The sequence below is a fragment of the Bifidobacterium ramosum genome (assembly GCF_009299505.1).
In the GTDB taxonomy this organism is placed as follows: Bacteria; Actinomycetota; Actinomycetes; order Actinomycetales; family Bifidobacteriaceae; genus Bifidobacterium; species Bifidobacterium ramosum.
On sequence record NZ_WBSM01000005.1, the window covers coordinates 56,221 to 76,673 of the forward strand.

Sequence of the window (20,453 nt, forward strand, 5' to 3'; positions counted from 1 at the left end):
CGACAACCCCTAACGTCCGGGTCACGATCGGCAACAAAAAATCGCATGCCATGCGGCGGGAAATACACCATATGGCATGCGATTATTCAAGACGAGATGCGATCGTAATACGGTTTTCGATTTTTCGTAAGTACGCCCGGGCGTGTCGCGAGCCGACGACCTCCGCTCCCCTCAGTCTCACTGCGCTCGACGGCTCCCCTCACAGAGGGGAGCCGTCAGCGCAGCTGACTGAGGGGAGCAGCGATTGTTCGTGCTACGCCTCGCGCGACGCGCTCGGTGCCGCAACTGCGGCAAGCGCCCGCGGCGCGTGGAAGCCTTGCTTTTCGAACTCGTCGGCGATGGCCTGGGCGACTTCGTGGCTGCGGCCCTTATCCACCAGCGCGATGATGGAGCCGCCGAAGCCGCCGCCGGTCATGCGCGCACCGTAGGCACCGTTCTTGCGGGCGACGGCCACGGCCACGTCGAGTTCGGGCACGGTCACCTCGTAATCGGCGGCAAGCGAGTCGTGCGAGGCGTTGAACAGGCGGCCCGCGGCCTCGATGTCGCCCTTGGCGAAGGCGTGCACGAAGGAGCGCACGCGTTCGATCTCGGTGACGACGTGGCGCACGCGCTTCTTCATGGTCTCGTCCGGCAGCGCGTCGAGCGTCTCCTTGAGCGCCTGGAACGGGTCGTCGGCCTTGGCGATGCCGTCGGCGGTGACGCGCAGGTTGGCGACGCCGAGGATCTTCGCGGCCTGCTCGCAGGTGGCGCGGCGCTGGGCGTACTGGCCGTCGTTGAGCTGGTGCGGGGCCTGCGTGTCGACCACGAGCAGTTCGAGGCCGTACTTGTCGAGGTCGAACTCCTGCTGGGAGACGTTCTCGAGCGGGGTGAGCTCCGGACGGCAGTCGAGCAGCAGCGCGTGGCCGGCGGTGCAGCGCATGGACGCGTTCTGATCCAGCCCGCCGGTGGACGCACCGGCCATTTCGTTCTCGGACTTGATCGCGGCGTTGATGAGCGTCACGCGGCCCGCGTCGGAGGAACCGTAGCCGAGACCGTACACGTCGTCCAGGGCGAGCGCGGTCGAGCAGGTCATCGCGGCGGACGAGCTCAGGCCCGAGCCGAGCGGCACGCAGGAGACGAACGCGGCGTCGAAGCCCTGCACCTTGTCGAAGCCGGCCTCGCGCAGCGCCCACGCCACGCCGGTCGGATAGGCGGCCCAGCCGTCCACGCCGCGAGCCTGCAGCTCGTACAGGTCGGCTTCGGCGACCTTGTCGTGCGCCACGTCGGACACGAGGCGCACGCGGGTGTCGTCACGCGGCGACAGTGCGATGAACGTGCGGTGCGGCAGCGCGATCGGCAGGCACAGGCCGGCGTTGTAGTCGGTGTGCTCGCCGATCAGGTTGACGCGGCCCGGGGCGGCCCACACGCCCTCCGGCTTGACGCCGTAGGTCTTGGTGAACAGCGCGGTGGCCTGCTCGTCGCCGGCCTCGTGGGAAATCGGTTCGATGAATTCAACAGCGGTCATTGGTGTTTCTTTCTGTATTGGCGATCCGTATATGCGATCGGTCAGTCGGCGATGTCCACGTCGCCGAGCTCGTGGAAGCGCTTGGCGATGAGTTCCGGCGTGGTGTCGGAGATCCAGGCGGCCATGCCGGATTCGGAGCCGGCGAGGTACTTGATCTTGTTGGCGGCGCGGCGGAACGAGAAGAACTGCAGGTTCAGGCGGTAGTTCTCGCGGCGCGGGTCGTGGATCGGGGCCTGGTGCCATGCGGCGATGTACGGCAGGTCCATGCCCTTGCCGTCGCCCTTGTCGAAGAACGCGTTGCCGCGCTTCAGGAGGTGCGAGTACATCGAGGCGAGGTCCCAGCGCTCCTGGTCGTTGAGCTGGTCGATGGTGAGCACGTCGCGCACCGGGGCCACGTGGACCTCGAGGGGCCAGCGGGCCGCGGCCGGCACGTAGGCGACCCAGCTGTGGTTGCGCATGACGATGCGTTCGCCGGCTTCGATCTCGGCGTTCATGATGTCCTTGAGCAGGTTGCCGCCGGTCTTCTCGTGGTAGGCCTCGGTGTGCTTGAGTTCCTGCTCCATCTTCGGCGCGATGAACGGGTAGCAGTAGACCTGGCCGTGCGGGTGGGCGAGCGAGACGCCGATTTCGGCGCCGTGGTTTTCGAACGGGAAGATCTGCTCGATGCCCTCCACCTTCGAGATCTCGGCGGTACGGAACGCCCATGCCTCGACCACGGTGCGCAGACGCGACACCGGCAGGTCGGCCGGCAGGCCGTGCTCGTTCGGATCGAAGCAGATGACCTCGCAGCGGCCGACGGCCATCTTCTTCTCCCACAGCGGGTTGCCGTCCACGTAGGTCACGGCTTCGGAGCGGCCGGGCACGCGCACCATCGACGGGAAGCGGTTCTCGAACACGACGACGTTGTAGTCGGTGTCCGGTACTTCGCCGTCCTGGTACGGGTCGCCGGGCTTGCGCGCGGCGAGCGGGTTGCCCTTGGCGGTGGCGCCGGGGCCGGCGGTGATCGGGCGGTTCATGCGCGCGGTCGCCATCGGGATCCAGTCGCCGGTGAGCGGGTCGCGGCGCATTTCGGGGGCCGCGTACGGCACCTCCTCGCCGGCGGCGTTCAGCTGGTTGGCGAAGCGGTAGGCCAGATGACGCGGATCGTGCAGTTCGCGCGTCTTCTTGCCGGACACGTATTCCGGATCGTCGTCGAGATAGAAGAAGTCACGGCCGTCGGCCAGCGTGGTCGGCGTGATGCGGATGTGCTCCTTCGCGTATGCACCCGGTTCGTAGTTGGCAAAATCTGCCATGGGAATCACTCACTTTCCTCCGTTTGCTCGCTCTGGTGGGCCAGCACGAGCTCTTTTACCAATTCCTTGGTCTTGCTCGCCGAGTCGGGGTCGAGCCCGTCGTCGGTGATCACCGTATCCACCTGGTCGAAGCGTGCGAACAGCGACAGCGAGGTGCAGCTCCACTTGGTGTGATCGGTAAGAATGATGGTGCGATCGGCGATGTCCATCATCGCCATATCGGTGGCGGCCTCCAGCGAGTTGGGCATGAGGAAGCCGCGCGGCAGCGACACGGAGTGCGTGCCGAGGAACACGGTGTTGACGCGCAGCGACGCGACGACCTTGTCGGCGATGGGGCCGACGAGCGAGTTGGATCGCGTGATGACGCCGCCGGTGACGATGACCTCGACGTCCTTGGATTCGAGGGCCTGCACGAGTTCGGCGACGGGGATCGAGTTGGTGAGGATCGTGATGCCGCTGGACTGCTGCGATTCGAGCAGATGCTGCGCGAAGACGTACGCCGTGGTGCCGCCGCCGATGGCGATCACGTCGCCGGGGGCCACGTATCTGACGGCCTCCTGCGCGATGGCGTCCTTCAAGCCGATGTCCATCTGCGACTTTACAGAGAACAACGGTTCGCTGAGCAACGTGCTGGTGGTGACCGCGCCGCCGTGGACGCGCTTCAAGAGTCCCTTGTCGGACAGTTCGGCGATGTCGCGGCGGATGGTCATTGCGGAAACGCCGAGTTCCTTGCTCAGCGCGGTGATGCGCACCGCACCGCGGGTGCGCAGCCTGCTCAGTATCAGATGTTGACGTTGTGAGGATATCATTCGAACATTATCGCACACATAAGCTCACAAACAAAACCGAAATGAGCGTTTCGCGCCGCGACACGCCGAGAATCACACAAATCGCTCATCCGAACCGCACAAAACAGCACGCGCCACCATCACCTAGACTCCCCTCCCCGAGGGGAGCTGTCGGCGCAGCCGACTGAGGGGAGCCCAACGAAACCACCCCATCCTCGCTTCTCCCCCACCGGTGCCACAATGGAACGCATGACCTATGTATCTGAAAGCTTCTGGCACGACGCCGTGAACAAAGCCACCACCGACCTCTTCACCTTCAGCTACAAACACGTCGTCAAGCCGTACTTCGTGTTCAACCACACGCCCGACGTGGCACACGACCAGATGATCGAGTTCTGCCGCATCACCAAAAACATCCCGCCGCTCATGTGGCTGCTACGCGAGATGCTCGACTACACCGATCCGATCCTCGAAACGACCGTGATGGGCGTCGACTTCGCCAACCCGTTCGGTCTGTCCGCGGGCCTCGACAAGAACTGCGACATGCCGGTGCTGCTCGACAACGCCGGATTCGGCTTCGAAACGGTCGGCTCGACCACCGCGCGGTTCTGCCCGGGCAATCCGAAGCCGTGGTTCCACCGCCTGCCCGAATACGATTCGATGATGGTGCACGTCGGCCTCGCGAACGACGGCTCCGACAAGGTAATCGCCCGCGCCGAGCAGGCGTGGACGAAAGCGAAAAGCATGCAGGTCTCCGTGTCGATCGCGCGCACGAACGACGCCCTGTGCGGTGATCTGGACGAAGGCATCGAGGACTACTGCACGTCGATGCGCCGCGCCGCCGGCCGTACCGCGATGGTCGAGGTGAACGTGTCCTGCCCGAACACGCACGCCGGCGAGCCGTTCACCGAAACCCCGGAGGCGCTCGACCGCCTGTTCACCGCACTCGACCAGATCGACCGCCCACAGCCGACGCTCGTCAAGATGCCGCTCAACAAGAGCTGGAGCGAGTTCAAGGCGCTGCTCGACGTGCTCGCCGAGCACAACGTGCAGGGCGTGAGCTTCGCGAACCTGCAGAAGGACCGCACCGGCATGGAGATTCCGCGCGACTGGGAGGGCGGCCTGTCCGGCGGCCCGACGTATCGCGCAAGCAACGCGCTGGTGCGTCAGGTCTATCGCGAGTACGGAGACCGGTTCGCAATCGCCGGCATCGGCGGCGTGTTCACCCCCGAGCAGGCGTATGAGAAGATCCGCTGCGGCGCAAGCCTCGTGATGTTCATCTCCGCGCTCATGTACCGCGGCCCGCAGCAGATCACCGTGCTCAAGCGCGGTCTGGCCGAGCTGTTGCGCCGCGACGGCTACGAGCACGTGTCCGAAGCCGTCGGCGCCGATGCGTGACGCAGCTGGTCGGGCCGCTCCCCTCAGTCTCACTCCGTTCGACAGCTCCCCTCACAGAGGGGAGCCTAGGTGGTGACGATGGAGCTGCGGCTCCTCCTACGAAGATGCATGTCCCTCACCGAGGGGAGCCTAACTGGTAATGGCATGGCTCCCCTCTCCGAGGGGAGCTGTCAGCGCAAGCTGACTGAGGGGAGCCACCCAACCACCCCCAGCACACAACCCGGCCGGTCAGCACCAGCCCCCACTCAGTACGCGCCGCGCACGTACTGCGGCTGGTACGGCGCCTCCGCCACCGGCACGCCGAGCTTGGCGGCCGCACGCAGCGGCCAGAACGGATCGCGCAGCGCCGCGCGTCCGATCTCGACCGCATCGGCCTCGCCCTTGGCCACGATCTTCGCGGCCTGCTTCGGCTTGGTGATCAGGCCCACCGCCGTCACCGGCACGCCCGCACGCTCACGCACCTGCGTCGCAAACGGCACCTGATAGTTCGGCTTGACCGGAATCGTCACGTTCGGCACGATGCCGCCCGTCGACACGTCCACCAGATCGACACCGTGCTCCTTGACCGTACGCGCCACATCGACGGTCTGGTCGAGATCCCATCCACCAGCCGCCCAGTCGGTCGCGGAAATGCGCACGAGCAGCGGCATGTCGTCGGGAATCACGGAACGGATCGCATCGCAGATTTCCACGAGCAGCCGCATCCGGCCGGCCAGATCGCCGCCGTACTCGTCCGTGCGCTCGTTGCTCAGCGGATCCAGGAACTGCGAGATCAGATAGCCATGCGCGGCGTGAATCTCGATCGCCTGGAAACCAGCCGCAACCGCACGCGCCGCCGCATCGCAGAACTGCGCGACGATGCCGTGAATCTCGTCCACGGTCAGCGCACGCGGCATCGCGTAGTGGCCGTACGCGATCGGGCTCGGCGCGACGGTCTGCCAGCCACCGTCCTCGAACGGCACGCTGTCGCCGGAGAAGCCGACGCCGAAGCAGCCGGTCGATCCCTTGCGGCCTGCATGGTTGAGCTGCACGGCCGCGACCGCACCGGTCGCCTTCACGCCGTCGACGATCCAACGCCACGCCTCGACCTGATCGTCGTTCCACAGGCCCACGTCGCACGGCGAGATACGGCCTTCCGGAGCCACGGCCGTCGCCTCGGCGATGATCATGCCGAAGCCGCCCATCGCGCGCGACACGTAGTGCTGGTAGTGGAACGGCGTCGGCTTGCCGTCGCGCGCGGTCGCCGAATACGTGTCCATCGGCGGCATCCAGATGCGGTTGCGCACGGTCAGGCCGCGCAGGTTCATCGGCGAGAACAGGTTCGCCGTGTTCTTGGTCTTCTTCGATTTCTTGGACTTCCCCTCGATATCGCTCATGTCCCGATCCTTTCGTTCGATATCGTCCTTGCGGCCATTGTACGACGAACGCCCGCCGGTTGGGGCGGGCGTTCGTGGGATGGTGCGTCACGCGTCGCGGCGTGCGACGGTCGGTCAGCGGCCGCTGTTGGTCGTGCCGTTGGACTGGCTGTTGGTGCTGTTGTTCTGCGTGGTCGCGTTGTTCGAATTCGAATTGTTCGAATTATTGGAATTCGAGTTGTTCGAGTTGGAATTATTCGAGTTGCTGTTCGAATTCGACTGGCTGTTGTTGTTCGTCGTCGAGCCGATGGTCGCGCCCTGGATCGTCGTGACCGAACTGCTCGTCGTCATGTACTTGCTGGCCGGGTTGCCGTAGTCCTTGCCGGTGTCGGCGGGCATGTTCTTGGCCTTGGCGTAGTTGTCCATGAACATCTTCCACGCCGGCGCGGCGATCGTGCCGCCATCCCAGTAGCTGCTGTACACGCCGTTGATGGCGACGTTGGCGACCGGGTTGCCCTTCGGGGACTGCACGTCGCCGACGAGCACGAAGGTCGCGACCTGGCCGGGGATGAAGCCGCCGGTGGCCATGTACGACGTCTCGTTCGTGCCGGTCTTGGCGAACGTCTTGCTCACGTTGGTGAGTTTGGTGGTCGTACCGGCGCCGTCGGGGCGGATGGTGCCCTGATTCATCGCGTAGGCGACGGTCTGCGCGATGTCCTTGTCGATGGCCTGATGGCAGTTGGCCTTCGGCACGGCGATCTCCTCGCCGTTCTTGCGCGTGACCTTGGTCAGGGCGATCGGCGTGCATTCGACGCCGTTGGCGCCCAGCGTCGCGTACATGTTCGCGATGGTGAGCGGGGAGACGTTGACGGTACCGATCATCATGGACGGGCTGTAGAACTGGTCGGTCTGGTCGATGTTCTGCAGTGTAGTCGCATCGTGGTAGCCGACCGCACGGTACGCGTCGGCCACGCGGCACAGGCCGATGACCGCGCCCATCGACGCCTGCGTGGTGTTGTGCGAGCGCACGAGGCCGAGGAACGGGCTTTCCGGGTTGACGGTGCCCTGACCGAGCGCGTTCGACACCTGCCACATCTCGGTGGTGCCGTAGTACTGCGTGGATTTGCCGGTGTAGTTGTCGCACGCGAATTCGCTGGTCTGGTAGCTGGTCGTGGTCTGCAGGTTCTCGTTGATCGAACGGCCGGCCTGCATCCAGGCGACCATATTGAACGGCTTGATCGACGAACCGACCGGGAAGCCTGCGCCGCCGCCGTCGATCTGGTCGACCATGTAGTTCATCGACGTGTACGTCTCGTCGGACGCACCGCCGCTCGTGTAGTACCGGTTGACACCGAAGCCGAGCACTTCGCCGGTGCCGGGCTTGATCGACGCCATCATGATCTCGAACCCGGTCGGATCGGTCGGCGGGATCGTCTTGCGCGCCGCCTCCATGAGGAGCTTGTTCGCGTCGACGTCAAGCGTCGTGACGATCGTCAGGCCGCCTTCCTTGAGCAGCTGGTCGCGCTCGGCCTGCGTCTTGCCGAATTCGGACGAATTGCGGATCTTGTGCACCACATAGTCGCAGAAGAACGCGTAGTCGCCGGAGTTCTCGCAGCCGTTCGTCATCGGCTGCAGGTTGAGCGTGTCCTTGATCGGCGTGGCCTTGGCCTCGTCGCGTTCCTTCTTGGTGATGTACTGCTGTTCGTACATGAGGTCGAGCACGGTGTTGCGCTGGACCTGCGCCTCGGCCTGGTTCTTTTCGATGGACGGATCGTAGTTCTCCGGGTTCTTCGTGATGGCCGCGATCGTCGCGGACTGCACGATGTTCAGATCCTTTGCGGAGACGCCGAAGTAGCGTTGCGCGGCGGTCTCCACGCCGTACAGACGGTTGGAACCGAACTGCGCGATGTTGAGGTAGCCCTGCAGAATTTCGAGTTTGGAGTACTTCTTCTCCATCTGCACGGAGATGAGCATCTCGCGCAACTTACGGGCGACCGTGTCCTCGGACGCATGGTACTGGGCGATCGGATCGTCGTTCTGTTCGGCGGTGACGAGCAGTACGTTCTTCACGTACTGCTGGGTGAGCGTCGAACCGCCCTGATGTTCGGACGAGAATACGTTCTTGACGAACGCGCGCAGGATACCCTGCACGTCGACGCCGGAATGTTCGAAGAAGCGCTTGTCCTCACGGGCGACCACCGCGTACCGCATGTACTTGGACACGTCCTTGATCGGCACGACGATGCGGTTGTCCTCGTAGAACTGCGCGATCTGGGTCTTCGCGTCGGCCGCGTAGATGGTCGACTTCTGCGGCAGGCTGGTCACATCGAAATCGATGCCCTCCACCTGCAGGGAGGGCACGAGCGCCTGGGCCACCTTGTTGGCGGCGAACACGCTGGGGATCAGCAGCACGCTGGTCACGGCGCCGCCCGCCAGGCAGAGCGTCAGATACGCCAGCACCAGGGAGAGCACGCGCGAAACGGTCATGGATTTCTTCTTCGGCATGGTGCTCATTCTAAAGGGGCGGGTATACCGGTCGGGTAATCGTTTTCACCGCACGTCCGTTTCATCACGAAGTCCCCACGACCCTAACGTCATCCCAATGCGACCCTAACGTCGCCTGAGCGTTCCCTTAACGCAGCCGCTCCCTCAACAGGTATCACCATCCTAACGTTCCGCCATCCGATTGCCCCACCCTTCAACGGACATCATCCATACAGCGTTCCAGCATCCGATTGCCCCACCCCGCAACGGACATACAGCCGATTTTGGAGCGTAATCGGCTGTATGTCCGTCGGAGGAGAAAAGACATAATCCCATTGACATCACAGCATCACAGGCAACCGCCTGATCATCTCCCCTTAACGGACATACAGCCGATTCACCCTCTCAAATCGGCTGTATGTCCGTTAAGGGGAGATGGGAGTCTGCATCCCGGCTCCCCTTTCCAGGGGGGAACTGTCAGCATAGTTGACTGGGGTCGCCTCACCCCGACCATCTACCGCCGCGACCGACGAATCAGCATGCCCGGCTGATAGATGATGATCGACCGTCCACGCCGCGCGATCCACCCGCGGTTCGAAAAATCGGTGAGCGCCTTGTTCACCGTCTCGCGCGACGAACCGACCAGCTGGGCCATCTCCTCCTGCGTCAGGTCGTGCGGCACCAGCAGTCCCTCCTCGACCGGCTCGCCGAAGCGGCTGCCGAGGTTGAGCAGCGTCTTGGCCAGACGCGCCGGCACGTCCATGAACACGAGATCGCTGATGTGCTCGTTGTTGGAGCGCATACGCGCGGCCAGCACCTGCAGCATGTCGACGGCGACGCGCGGATGCTCGTCGAGCCAGGCGAACAGGGCGTCGCGTTCCAGCCCGACCACGCGGGTGCCATCGGTCATCGCCACAGCCGACGCGGTACGCGGACCGCCCTTCGGATCGAATACAGGGATTTCGCCAAGTACCTCACCGCGCGCATGGATCGACAGCAGCTGGACGCGCCGGTCCGCGGCGGTGCGGATCAGCTTGACCTTGCCGGATTCCAGCAGATACATACGATGGTCGGTGTCGCCTTCGCGGAAGATGCATTCGCCTTTGTCGAACGTGGCCTCCTGCAGATACGGCAGCAGTTCCTCGGCCTGATCGGGCGACACTTGGGCGAACAGCGCGGTGTGCAACAGGGTGTTGCTTTCCTCTGGCATCTCGTTCGGCTTGTTCGCGCTCATCGCACCTTCCTTGCTGTCCGTCCCGTGCCCTCCGATCCGGTCGATGATCGGACCCGCGCATGACTTGTTCATATTGTAATCGCTTTTGCCCGGACCGCCTATCCTCCTCCGGCAACGATCACCGGCCTCGCCCGTCTCGCTCTCCGCTCCCCTCAACGGACATCCAGCCGATCACATACCCGAAATCGGCTGGATGTCCGTTAAAGAGAAGTCTGCCTGTCAAGAAACACGGCAGGGACTCTCTCGCTGACATTCCCCATCCCGTTGATCTCGTCCCTCCCTTTAACGGACATACAGCCGATTAACACACTCCAATCGGCTGGATGTCCGTCAAAGGGAGTTGAGGGGGAAGGGAGAAAGAGGAATCGTCAGACGCACGGTCTTACGTAACGGATTGCGTAACGGGCTGCATAATCGATCAGGTATCGCATCAGGTCGTCACGACTCAATCCGGTCTGCGAGCGCAGCGGATCAACGCGCCGCCGCGCCGACCGTACGGCCTTGTCCGACAGTTTCTCCGCTGACGTATTGAGTACGTGCGCCATCTTCTCCGCGTCGATGTCGTACGCCATCGTCACATGATGCAGTACTGATCCCGGCTGACCGGCACGACCGGAGAAACGACGTTGCGCGGCGCCGCCGATCTTGCCATGCGACGAGGCGATGTCGTTGAGTCCGGCGAATCGCGCGTCCACACCGATATCTCGCAGCGCATCGATCAGCCAGCAGTCACACAGCCGATACGATTCCTCGACGGTGATGCCGCGGACGAACGCGAGCGGCATATATAAGGAGTAGGTGATGGTGTTGCCAGGTTCGATGAACATCGCGCCGCCGCCCGTGCATCGGCGCACCACCGTGAATCCTTCGCGCGCCGCCACGTCCTCGTGCACTTCGTCGGGCAACGACTGAAACCGGCCGATGACCACCGCCGGCGCGGACCACTCCCAGAACCGCAATGTCGCCGGTCGTTCCCCCGCGGCCACGTCGCGGGCCCACTGTTCGTCCACCGCCATCTGTTCCGCCGGATCGCGCGGCACGTCATGCACCACTGCCGGCCGCAGCGTCGCCCAACGCGCACGCCACCGCTCGGCCTCGTCGGCCCACGCTCCATCCAGACCGCACGAAACGTCGCCATGGCCGCCATGGTCGCCACGCATCTCGCGCTTGGAAGCACTTGCCGCATCCGATTCGGACGGATCCCGATCCTTCTTCACCGAAGACTCCGTCACGTTCCACCCGCGCGAAACGCGATTGTCATCCTGATTCCCCCTCGCTGGAAGTTCCGTCAGATGGCGTCCAACAGCGGAGATCTCCCCACCCCGTGCACGCCGGAACGCCGTCTCGATAGCGGCTGCATCGACGCCGACCAATCGCACTCCAGCCCGCGCATACCGATCGATCACCGGACGCACCGACGAGCCGTCCATCAACGCGCGTTCGATATCCCCGATCAACGCGCCGGCCGCCGCATCATCGCCCTCGACGAAAAAATCACCATCCATACGGCACGCGGCCACGCTACCGGTTACGGGATCGACCGTCACCGTCACGCCGACCAACTTACCGCCCGGCACCTTACACTCGCCGCGCATGACCCGTCCGCCCATGTCACTCCTTCCGGAAACAACCGCAACGACCGTAACGACCGCAACTCAACAGGAACTCCATCGTACCGTTGAGTTACGGCCGTTTCAGCCCGTACAAACGACCGTAACTCAATATGTGTTCCGTCTTCTTGTTGAGTTACGGCCTTCCCGAGGCATGAAAACGACCGTAACTCAACAGCAGGCTCATGTTGTTGTTGAGTTACGGCCGTTTAGTGCGATGCCGCGCCGGACAGACGCCGTCAGATGCGGGCGAGAATGTCCTCGCCGACCTGATCGGTGGTGCGCTGCGTGGAACCGAGTTCCTCGATGTCCGCTTCGACGGCCGCGTGGATCTTCTTCGCGGCGTCGTCGAAGCCGAGGTGCTCGAGCAGCATCGCGGCGGACAGGATCGCGGCGGTCGGGTTCGCGATGCCCTTGCCGGCGATGTCCGGCGCGGAACCGTGGATCGGCTCGAACATGGACGGGTATTCGTTCGACGCGTTGATGCAGCCGGACGCCGAGTAGCCGACGCCGCCGACGACCGCGCCGGCCTCGTCGGTGAGGATGTCGCCGAAGAGGTTGTCGGTGAGGATCACGTCGAACTTGCTCGGGTTGGAGACGAGGAAGATGGTCGCCGCGTCGATGTGCGAGTAGTCGTGGGTGACCTCGGGGTACTCCTCTCCGACCTTGTCCACGATGCGCTGCCACATGTCGCCGGCGTTGACGAGCACGTTCTTCTTGTGCACGAGCGTGATGTGCTTGCGACGCTTCATGGCCAGTTCGAACGCGTACCGTACGACGCGTTCGACGCCGTACGCGGTGTTGATGGAGACCTCCGTGGCGACTTCCTGCGGAGTGCCGCGACGGACCGCGCCACCGGCGCCGCAGTACAGGCCCTCGGTGCCTTCGCGCACGACGACGAAGTCGATGTCGCCCGGGTTGGCGAGCGGCGAGGTGACGCCCTTGTACAGCTTGGACGGACGCAGGTTGACGTACTGATCGAGCGCGAAGCGGAGCTTCAGCAACAGACCGCGTTCGAGGATGCCGGCCTTGATACGCGGGTCGCCGACCGCGCCGAGGAGGATCGCGTCGGTTTTCTTGATGCGTTCCAGCTCGTCGTCGGGCAGGATCGCACCGTCGCGCAGGTAGCGTTCCGCGCCGAGGTCGAAGGGTTCGTAGGTGAAGTCGGCCACGCCTTCGGCGGCCTTTTCGAGGGCCTTCTGCGCCCACGGGGTGACTTCTTTGCCGATGCCGTCGCCGGGGATCACGGCGATTGTGTATGTCTTGCTCATAGCACGCGAGACTACTCGCGCGGCCACGGGCCGGCCGTCGGCCGCTCAATTTATGGACATCGCGCGCTTCGACGGACATACAGCCGTTTTTTCGGCCGGAATCGGCTGTATGTCCGTTGGATGAAAGGGTAGGGAGGGAATAACGCCTCGGACCGCTCCCAATCACTGCTCACTTCTCTCCCTCGACGGACATGCAGCCGATTTGGGGGCAGAATCGGCTGTATGTCCGTCAGGAGGGAATATGTCCGTCAGAAGGAAAAAGGGAAGACGCTGCTTGGACCGGCCCTGATATCTCGCGCCTCTTTCTTCCAACGGACATACAGCCGATTTCGCCCCACAAATCGGCTGTATGTCCGTTGAGGGGGAGGGAGGAGAGAAAGTAGGGGGAAGGGAGCACTTAGTGCATGATGTTCATGACGCTCAGGCACCAGGCGTTCTCGTAGGAGACCTCCTCCCACTGTTTGTACCGCCCGGAGGTGCCGCCGTGCCCGGCCTCCACCTCGATCTTGATCACCGCATCGACGCCGGCGGCCTGCAGCCGCGCCACCCACTTGAGCGGCTCCACATACAGCACGCGCGTGTCGTTCATCGACGTGGTCACGAACATCTTCGGGAACACCAGCCGTCCGGACGAATCGCGAGTCCATACTGCCGCGCCGGCCACGGAACCATCGTCACCCGCACCATCACCCGAACCCGCCGCAGAGCCATCGTCCGCCATATCCGGCGCGTTCTCATACGGCGTATACGACTTCATATACCGGTACACGTCCGCGTCATGCAGCGGATCGCCCCACTCGTCCCATTCGGTCACGGTCAGCGGCAGCGACGGGTCGAGGATCGACGTCAGCGCGTCCACGAACGGCACGTCCGCTTCGACGCCCGCGAACCGCGACGGCGCGAGGTTCGCCACCGCCCCCATGAGCAGTCCGCCGGCCGATCCGCCGTTCGCCACGGTCCGCCGCGGATCGGCCAGTCCGGCCTCCTGCAGCGCCACGGTCGCGTCCACGAAATCCTCGAACGAGTGCTTCTTGTTGAGCCGCCGCCCCTGCTCGTACCATGCGCGGCCCATCTCGCCGCCGCCGCGGATGTGCGGCACGGCGTACAGCACGCCGCGGTCGAGCATGCTCAGCCGCGCCACCGAGAATCCGGGATCGGAGCTGATCTCGTACGCGCCGTATCCGGTGATGAACATGGCCGACGACGACACCGGAATGTCGCGCCGCCACGCCAGCGACACGGGGATCTGCTCGCCGTCACGCGCGGTGATCCACACGCGTCGTTCCATGTAGTCGCGCGGATCGAAGTCACCGAGCACGATGGCACGTTTGAGCAGCCGGTCCTCGCCGGTCGCCGGGTCGATCTCGTGCAGTTCGCCCGGGCGCGTGTAGCTGGAGAACGAGTAGCGCATGCGCGGCGCGTCGTACGACGGGTTGCCGCCGGTGCCGATCGCGTACAACCGTCGCGTTTCGCCGGGCAGCAGATCGTCGGCCGCGCCGTCCCATGTCGTCACCATCGCCGGCGCGCCAGTGGCGACGTCACCGGCGACCTCATCGCTAACGCCGCCACGGTCACTGTCCGCTGCACCGTGATGCGGATGCGGCCCCGCCGCGTCGTCCTCGCTCATCGACGTCGCGGTCTCCGCCGCGTCCGCCGCGAGATCGGCGTCCCAGTCGTCCTCCAACGCGGGCGGCGTCAGCTCGCGGAACTCCCACGGGCGCCCGGCGAGAAAGTCCGCTGCCGCCTGTCGTTTGGTCATCACGGCTACGTGCGGCAGGCCGTCGGTACGGTACGACAGCGCGACGAAATGCCGGTGGATCGCGATGCCCTCGATCGCAAGCCCGTGCGCACCTTGCAGAATGGTGGGATTGCACGCGTTGACGTATCCCGCGCCGACCGGCTGCGCGCTGGCGCCCGGTTCGACCATGTCGCCGTGTTCGCATCCGTACGGCGAGCCGACGGCGACGCGCGTGCCTTCGCCGAGTCGGTACGGCGGCGTGTGCGACCGCATGTCGATCACGTCGATCTCGAAGTTCGGATTGTTCGCGTTGTGGTAGACGACCGCGAGCGGCACGTCCTCACCGCGCTCCCCCGCTCCCTCGAAGCAGGCGAAGCTGACGTCGTATTCAATGTCGTCGGCGCGCGGGATGAACACCGCGAACTCGCCTTCGGGATCGCTCACCGGCAGCATCCACACTTCGGTCGTGGTTTTGGACCCGGTGCCGATCACGATGCTGCGCTCGTCGAAACTCAGGCCGACGCCCACCCAGAACCGTTCGTCAGCCTCGCGATACACCTCCACGTCCTCCGACACCGGCGTGCCGACGCGATGCCGGCGAATCGCATACGGCCGCCATGCATCGTCCAGCACCGCATAGAACACCCACCGTCCGTCCGGCGTGAAGCACGCCCCGCCGATGCCGGCCAGCACCTCCGGCAGGTCCTCGCCGGTCTCGAGGTCGCGGATGCGGAAATCGTAGCGTTCGTCGCCGCGCACGTCCACGCCGTACAGCATCCACCGGCCGTCACGGCTCAGATCCATGCCACCGAGCCGGAAGAAGTCATGCCCCTCCGCCTCGCGGTTCGCGTCGAAGATCACCTGTTCGCCGGGCATCGTGCCGGGTTCGGCCGCCGCATCCACGGCCGGCGGGTCCCAGTCGTCGTCGGCGCGGATCGGCATGCGGCACTGGATGCCGTACTGCCGCCCCTCCACGGTGCGTGAGAAATACCAGTAGCCGTCCATGCGCGTCGGCACCGACATGTCGGTCTCCTGGATGCGCGACTTCAGCTCGTCGAACAGCGTTGACCGCAGCCCGGCGAGCCCGGCCATGCGCGCGTCGCAGTACCGGTTCTGCGCGGCGACGTACTCGCGCACGTCGGGCGATGCCTTGTCGCGCATCCACTCGTACGGGTCCTCGAACGTATCGCCGTGGAACGTGCGCGCGTGCGGGATGCGTTTCGCCACGGGCGGCTTCGTCGGCGAATGCTGCGCCGCGGCGGTGTTCTGCTGCTCTTCTTCGGTCATGACCGACCATTGTATCGTCCGGTGTGCCGCACGATACGCGATGCGGTGCGTATCGCACGCCCGCGCATGATACGTACGGCCGCGTGTACGGTCACAGCCGTACGGCCGCAACCATGCGGCCGCGCGTATAGTCACAACCGTACAATCACGGCCGCAACCGCACGATCACACCGTGTGCTGTTTGAGATATGGCAGCATCGTCTTCATGAGGTTCGCGCCGGTCGGTCCGGTGAACACGGGCACGTCGGTCACCGGCATCGGCTGCGTCGCGGTGGTGCCGGACGCGACCGACAGCGGCGACAGCTCGCGCGGGCTTAGCTGCCGGATGCCGATCGCGATGATGCGGCCCGGATACCGGCGCGTGATCGTCGCGTACGTGGTCGGGTCCTTCTGCCCGTCGTCGCCGATCAGGATGAACTTCATGTCCGGGAAGTCGGCCATGAGCTGTTCGGCGAATTCGAGCTTGTGCTGCGGTCCGGTCGGTACGAAGGTCTTCGGGCGCGGGTCGAGGTCGCGTAGCAGCAGCGGCCCTTCCGGGAACCCGTGGTCGATGATGAAGTGGCGGATCGAGCTTTCCACGTTCCACGGCGAGGTGGACAGGTAGAAGAACGGCGCGTCCGGGTACAGGTCGGCGAGCTTGGTGAACAGCACGCTCATGCCCGGCACCGACGCCTTCTTCTTCGGGTTGAGGAACAGCAGGTTGTACGCGGCCTTCCACAACGTGGGCGCCTGCGTGATCATAATCGTGTCATCCACGTCGGAGATGATGCCGACCTTGGCCCGCGCGGGGATGGTGAACAGGTTCGCGCTCACCGGGCGGCGGTCGTGCACCTGATACGTCACGCGGTGGATGCCGGGTTCGAGCCGGTGTTCGGCCACCAGATCGAGGTAGCCGCTGGTGTCGGAGATCGCGTATTCGCTGGCGGTGTCGCGCCGATGGTCGAAGCGGTCGTAGCTTTCGGATTTGCCGACCTGCACGGTCTCCAGCGGCATGCCGTCGATGGCGATGCGCACCTGGCGATGCGGCGCGGGCACGGCGAGCATGCCGCGGATGCCGCGCGTCAGTTCGCCGCTGCGCGCGTGCCGCGGCGCGAACACGGTGCGGCAGATCAGTCGCGAGTAGTCTTCGGTGCCGTAGCCGACGTACGGTTCGACGTTCGGATACCAGCCCCAGCCGGTCACCACGGGCGTGGACAGGCGCAGCCATGCGCCGAACGCGCGGGTGACGGTGCGGCGCACCATGCGCACGAGGATCGGCTTGTTTTCGATGCGTTCGTGTTTCGACGCGGCGTCGAACGTGGTGACGACGCGACGTGCGGGGATCGGCACGGTCGCCATCTCGTCGGCGTCCGTGCCGTCGGTTGCGCCGGCCGTACCGTTGACCGGTCGGCCGGTGCCGTGCGGACCATGCGTTGCGTGTTGCGGTACCCTGCTCATACCCCCACTATACGGTCGTCAACTGACCGTCCGGTTACGGTTCATATTGGGCGGCGCGACGCAACGCGCGACGCACGTCGGCGTCAGCGGATGATCTTCGCGTATTCGGCGGCGTCGAGCAGGTCCGGTTCGTCGTCGTCGAGTTCGATCTTGAGCAGCCATCCTTCGCCGTACGGATCGCCGGTGATGACGCTCGGATCGTCGGACGCCTCGTGGTTCACGTACCTGACGGTGCCGGAGACCGGGCTGACGAGCGGCTGCACGGCCTTGGACGATTCGAGTTCGACGATCTCGTCGCCGGCCTCCACGCGCGTGCCCGGTTCGGGCAGGTCCACGAACACGAGTTCGCCCATCTGGTTGGCGGCGTATTCGGTGATGCCGACGATCGCGGGCGACACGGATTCGTCCACCCACGCGTGCTCCTCGGAGTACGACAGATGGTCGGGGATGTCGAGGTTCAGCGGCTGTTCTTCTTCGGTGTTGTCACTCATGGTCACCAGCCTACCGCATGCGGCCGCAGCCGTCACCGACCGGCGACACCGTACAGCACCGTACGACACCCCGTACGGCACCGTGCGGCGCCTGTCACAGCTCGCGCCCGTACCACTCCTCGATCATGTACCGTGCGATCGTCGCCTTGCCGGGCGCGACCATGCGGCCGGACACCAGCTCGGCGGTGTATTCGTCGCGCGTGACCCACCGCGCGGTCATCGTCTCGTTGCCGTCCACGTGGATATCGGTGGTGAGCGCGTGCGCCTTGAACGCCATCATGAGCGACGCGGGGAACGGCCACGGCTGCGAGCCGAGGTATCGCACCTCGCCGAGCGTGAGGCCGACTTCCTCCTTGGCTTCGCGCCGCGCCGCGTGTTCGAGGTTCTCGCCGGCCTCGACGAAGCCGGCCGACACGGAATACAGCCGCGCATCCTTCCATGCGACGTTGTGCTGCAGCAGCAGCCGGTCGTCGCTGTCGACGATTGCGGTGATCACGGCCGGTTCGACGCGTGGGAACAGCAGTCGGTTGCCGTCCGCCGCGTTGGTGCAGCGTTGGGCCCAGCCGGCCATCGCCGTCTCGACCGGCGAACCGCAGGTCGGGCAGAACCGCTGACGGTTGTGCCAGATGCTCAGCGGGATCGCGTTGGTCGCCTGCCCGGCCTCGCGGGCGGACGCGTGCGGCGCGAAGCCGCGCAGGTCGACCCAGTCGAACCGGTCGACGGCCTGTTCGAGCAGACTCGGCTTGGTAGCGGCCGCATTGTGGTCCGTACGGTCGCCGTCGTGTTCGTCGAACGCGTCGTCCGCGCCGTTGCCGGCCGAGTCGGGCACGGGTTGCGCGGGCGTTGCCGGCCGTTCGACGCGGGTGATGTCGACTGCGATCACATGTTCGTCGCGGGCGCCGCCGTAGCTGCCGAGGAACATGGCGACGGCCTGCGGATGCGTGGCGAGTTCGGTGCGCACGTAGGCGCCGGGCAGCGTGGCGAGGCGCATGTGGACGTTCTCGTAGTCGACGATCGCGCCTTGCCCCTTCGGCACGGCGACGCGGCCGCCGCGGGTGAGGATGACCTTCGTGGCCGGTGCGGCGAGCAGGTCGTCGATCAATCCCGGCTCGTCGCGGCGTTCGGTCTGGTAGTCGATGTCGCCCTGCGCAAGCGGCAGGAACGGCAGCGCCTGCGTGAGGGCCAACGGTGAAAACATGATGGATGGTTCCTTTCGATGACGCGCGGATGGCGCACGCGAGTATGCGGTGCGCACGACGACACACGATTCGGTGTGCTCAGTTCGGCGTGCTCAGTGCCGTGCGATTACTGATGTACGGCGGCGTGCGATTGGCGAGGCCGGGCGGCGGATGATCAACGGTTGCGGATGGTCACGATGCGCGACGCATGAGGTCGACAAGTGCGGCCGCGACCGTGGACGGATGTTCGACGGCGCTGAAATGACCGCAGTCGGCGACCAGCGTGTAGGCGGACTGCGTGCCGGTCATCGCGTCGGAGACAGGCCGCATAAGCGACGGCTGCGCGAACGGATCCTTGTCGCCGCAGATGACGGCGGCCGGTGCGGTCACGGCCGGCAGCTGGTCGTTGAGGTCGGGGCGACCGGCGGCCATGCGCTGGCGCCAGGCGATGCCCTCGGGATACTGCTCGTTGATCCACCGAGTGAACAGCGCCTTGCCTTCCGGCGAGCGCTTGAAGCTGGAGTCCGATTCAGTGGCGTCGGCGAAGTGCATGACCGGCTCGACGGTGTGGCCGCGTTCGCATTCGTCGGCGACGCGCACGCGGTTCGCGCGCTGCTGCGGCGTGTCGGCGTCGCCCTTGGTGTCGCACATCGCGAATCCGGCGACCGCGTCCGGGTGCCGCCGCTGGATGTCGAGGATCACGTAGCCGCCCATCGACAGGCCGGCCCACACGGCGCGCCCGTATCCGGCGCGGTGCAGCAGATCGACGTACGCGTCGGCGAGTAGGTCGAGCGCATGCTCATACGCGCCGTCCGCGGCCTCGCCGCCGGACGCCTCCACGCTCGGGATCGGTCCTTCGCCCGCGCCGGGCATGTCGGGGGCCCACACCGCGAACGGCGGCATCCCGGCCGCGTCGGCCTGCCGGATGATCTCGGCCGCGCAGTCGTCCCACATCCGGTGATCCACCGGAAACGCATGCACGAGCACCAGTGGCGTCGCCGTCCCGTCGCCCGCCCGGTACACGGTGTTCTTCAGTTCGATCGTCATTCGTCGCTCCATTCCTCTCGCCGTTTTCCTGCCCGGCTGACTGGCTGTCCCGCCGGATCCCTCGCCCGGCAGCCGGCGGCGGTTCGCTCCTCCGCCCGGGCCTGGGCTTGGACATAGGCCTTCGCGCCCTTCCATCGGTGGTTTCCTTGGGTTGCACACGCTCAGCACCCGTTGTGCGTGGGCAACCTTGGGTTACCGCTCACCAGCCCTCCGGTTATCCACGCTAACGGCCGTCTCAGCGTGTGCAACCCGGGGTTACCCACGCGGCGCACAGGACCCGGCCGACCGGATTGCGGCGCACGCGGTGACAGGGGGCACAGCCAAGCACGGCCATCGGGA

At 65.3% G+C, this 20,453-nt stretch carries 14 protein-coding genes; 1 reads left to right on the top strand and 13 read right to left on the bottom strand.

All coding sequences use genetic code 11. From position 1 onward, the window contains the following. Positions 1-253 precede the first annotated feature (253 nt). The 3 genes from galK to DSM100688_RS05645 are packed head-to-tail and all read right to left on the bottom strand — an operon-like array spanning position 254 to position 3,605. Positions 254-1,504, bottom strand: a complete 1,251-nt coding sequence (gene galK, locus DSM100688_RS05635) for a galactokinase (protein WP_152358170.1) — start codon at positions 1,502-1,504, stop codon at positions 254-256. A 41-nt stretch (positions 1,505-1,545) separates the two neighbouring features. Beyond that, positions 1,546-2,796: a galactose-1-phosphate uridylyltransferase gene (galT, locus tag DSM100688_RS05640; protein WP_152358171.1), complete on the bottom strand. Its 1,251-nt coding sequence runs from the start codon at positions 2,794-2,796 to the stop codon at positions 1,546-1,548. A 5-nt stretch (positions 2,797-2,801) separates the two neighbouring features. Then, a complete protein-coding gene (locus tag DSM100688_RS05645) occupies positions 2,802-3,605 on the bottom strand; it encodes a DeoR/GlpR family DNA-binding transcription regulator (RefSeq protein WP_152358172.1) in 804 nt (267 codons plus the stop codon). Between the two features lie 228 nt (positions 3,606-3,833). On the opposite strand from DSM100688_RS05645, the gene DSM100688_RS05650 reads away from it, so the two are divergent. Continuing rightward, positions 3,834-4,982: a quinone-dependent dihydroorotate dehydrogenase gene (locus DSM100688_RS05650; RefSeq protein WP_152358173.1), complete on the top strand. Its 1,149-nt coding sequence runs from the start codon at positions 3,834-3,836 to the stop codon at positions 4,980-4,982. A gap of 245 nt (positions 4,983-5,227) precedes the next feature. On the opposite strand, the gene DSM100688_RS05655 is transcribed toward DSM100688_RS05650, so the two are convergent. From DSM100688_RS05655 to DSM100688_RS05700, 10 genes are all read right to left on the bottom strand, one after another. Then, positions 5,228-6,358, bottom strand: a complete 1,131-nt coding sequence (locus DSM100688_RS05655) for an NADH:flavin oxidoreductase/NADH oxidase (RefSeq protein ID WP_152358174.1) — start codon at positions 6,356-6,358, stop codon at positions 5,228-5,230. A gap of 114 nt (positions 6,359-6,472) precedes the next feature. Beyond that, the gene (locus DSM100688_RS05660) at positions 6,473-8,851 is read right to left on the bottom strand and encodes a transglycosylase domain-containing protein (RefSeq protein WP_152358175.1); all 2,379 of its coding nucleotides are present in this window, start codon (positions 8,849-8,851) and stop codon (positions 6,473-6,475) included. 484 nt (positions 8,852-9,335) lie between these two features. Continuing rightward, positions 9,336-10,055, bottom strand: a complete 720-nt coding sequence (locus DSM100688_RS05665; RefSeq protein ID WP_152358176.1) for a Crp/Fnr family transcriptional regulator — start codon at positions 10,053-10,055, stop codon at positions 9,336-9,338. A gap of 368 nt (positions 10,056-10,423) precedes the next feature. Continuing rightward, the gene (locus DSM100688_RS05670; RefSeq protein ID WP_239519382.1) at positions 10,424-11,665 is read right to left on the bottom strand and encodes a lipoate--protein ligase family protein; all 1,242 of its coding nucleotides are present in this window, start codon (positions 11,663-11,665) and stop codon (positions 10,424-10,426) included. 239 nt (positions 11,666-11,904) lie between these two features. After that, the gene (locus tag DSM100688_RS05675) at positions 11,905-12,936 is read right to left on the bottom strand and encodes a 3-isopropylmalate dehydrogenase (protein WP_152358177.1); all 1,032 of its coding nucleotides are present in this window, start codon (positions 12,934-12,936) and stop codon (positions 11,905-11,907) included. 397 nt (positions 12,937-13,333) lie between these two features. After that, complete coding sequence (locus DSM100688_RS05680) at positions 13,334-15,961, bottom strand: S9 family peptidase (RefSeq protein ID WP_152358178.1); 2,628 nt, start codon at positions 15,959-15,961, stop codon at positions 13,334-13,336. Between the two features lie 165 nt (positions 15,962-16,126). After that, positions 16,127-17,299, bottom strand: coding sequence for an App1 family protein (locus DSM100688_RS05685; RefSeq protein WP_152358278.1), 1,173 nt, complete (start codon positions 17,297-17,299; stop codon positions 16,127-16,129). Between the two features lie 182 nt (positions 17,300-17,481). Beyond that, positions 17,482-17,889 (bottom strand): glycine cleavage system protein GcvH, encoded by a 408-nt coding sequence (gene gcvH / locus DSM100688_RS05690; protein ID WP_163146890.1) that lies wholly within the window; start codon positions 17,887-17,889, stop codon positions 17,482-17,484. Positions 17,890-17,983: 94 nt separating this feature from the next. Next, positions 17,984-19,087: an NAD(+) diphosphatase gene (gene nudC / locus DSM100688_RS05695; RefSeq protein WP_152358180.1), complete on the bottom strand. Its 1,104-nt coding sequence runs from the start codon at positions 19,085-19,087 to the stop codon at positions 17,984-17,986. 172 nt (positions 19,088-19,259) lie between these two features. Then, positions 19,260-20,114 (bottom strand): alpha/beta fold hydrolase, encoded by an 855-nt coding sequence (locus tag DSM100688_RS05700; RefSeq protein ID WP_152358181.1) that lies wholly within the window; start codon positions 20,112-20,114, stop codon positions 19,260-19,262. Positions 20,115-20,453 lie beyond the last annotated feature (339 nt).

Bases quoted from the DNA above. Each gene is read 5' to 3' on its own strand.
- galT (WP_152358171.1), bottom strand. From the start codon at position 2,796: ATGGCAGATTTTGCCAACTACGAACCGGGTGCATACGCGAAGGAGCAC.
- DSM100688_RS05665 (WP_152358176.1), bottom strand. From the start codon at position 10,055: ATGAGCGCGAACAAGCCGAACGAGATGCCAGAGGAAAGCAACACCCTG.
- DSM100688_RS05650 (WP_152358173.1), top strand. From the start codon at position 3,834: ATGACCTATGTATCTGAAAGCTTCTGGCACGACGCCGTGAACAAAGCC.
- DSM100688_RS05670 (WP_239519382.1), bottom strand. From the start codon at position 11,665: ATGGGCGGACGGGTCATGCGCGGCGAGTGTAAGGTGCCGGGCGGTAAG.
- DSM100688_RS05675 (WP_152358177.1), bottom strand. From the start codon at position 12,936: ATGAGCAAGACATACACAATCGCCGTGATCCCCGGCGACGGCATCGGC.
- galK (WP_152358170.1), bottom strand. From the start codon at position 1,504: ATGACCGCTGTTGAATTCATCGAACCGATTTCCCACGAGGCCGGCGAC.
- DSM100688_RS05680 (WP_152358178.1), bottom strand. From the start codon at position 15,961: ATGACCGAAGAAGAGCAGCAGAACACCGCCGCGGCGCAGCATTCGCCG.
- DSM100688_RS05645 (WP_152358172.1), bottom strand. From the start codon at position 3,605: ATGATATCCTCACAACGTCAACATCTGATACTGAGCAGGCTGCGCACC.
- DSM100688_RS05685 (WP_152358278.1), bottom strand. From the start codon at position 17,299: ATGGCGACCGTGCCGATCCCCGCACGTCGCGTCGTCACCACGTTCGAC.
- DSM100688_RS05700 (WP_152358181.1), bottom strand. From the start codon at position 20,114: ATGACGATCGAACTGAAGAACACCGTGTACCGGGCGGGCGACGGGACG.
- DSM100688_RS05655 (WP_152358174.1), bottom strand. From the start codon at position 6,358: ATGAGCGATATCGAGGGGAAGTCCAAGAAATCGAAGAAGACCAAGAAC.
- nudC (WP_152358180.1), bottom strand. From the start codon at position 19,087: ATGTTTTCACCGTTGGCCCTCACGCAGGCGCTGCCGTTCCTGCCGCTT.
- gcvH (WP_163146890.1), bottom strand. From the start codon at position 17,889: ATGAGTGACAACACCGAAGAAGAACAGCCGCTGAACCTCGACATCCCC.
- DSM100688_RS05660 (WP_152358175.1), bottom strand. From the start codon at position 8,851: ATGAGCACCATGCCGAAGAAGAAATCCATGACCGTTTCGCGCGTGCTC.